Here is a 552-nt window from a genome sequence, read left to right on the forward strand (position 1 = left end):
AAAAAGCTGTGCTGAGGGGTGTTCAACCTCAAACGAAAATCGTTTTGAGACATTGAAAGATGGCTCCAATGTTGCCACAGGAAGGTACTTATTTGGCTTGTAAAGCATTATTAAAATCATTAAAGCCTTCAATAAAATGTTTGATCTGAGTATGAAATGGTATAATTCATACGGAGAGGATTAGGGTTTGAATTTTCAGAATAATACTTCTTTTAAAAAAGGGGTTGACGGTGAAAATGAATGATGTTATTATAACTAAGCAGTCAGCGATGACCGCATAAAACAAAGAACGATTACAAGAACAGAAGAGCTGTAAATGTAAAGTTTGTGTTTGAAAAAAGTAAAGAAATATCTTAAAATAGTGTTGACATTTAAAAGTATTGATGCTATTATAAGAGAGTCGCCGCAACACTTAACAAGTTGATGGCGATAACACAGGACCTTGAAAATTGAATAGCGCAAATGAATTAAAACACGCAATTCTTTGAGCTTACGGAAGCCATCTTGATGGTGGAAGTTGCTTAACAGAAACAAGTGATAAAGTCGAAAGAC

Origin of the sequence: Fusibacter ferrireducens (assembly GCF_015352425.1) — a bacterium.
Taxonomy (GTDB): Bacteria; Bacillota; Clostridia; order Peptostreptococcales; family Acidaminobacteraceae; genus Fusibacter_A; species Fusibacter_A ferrireducens.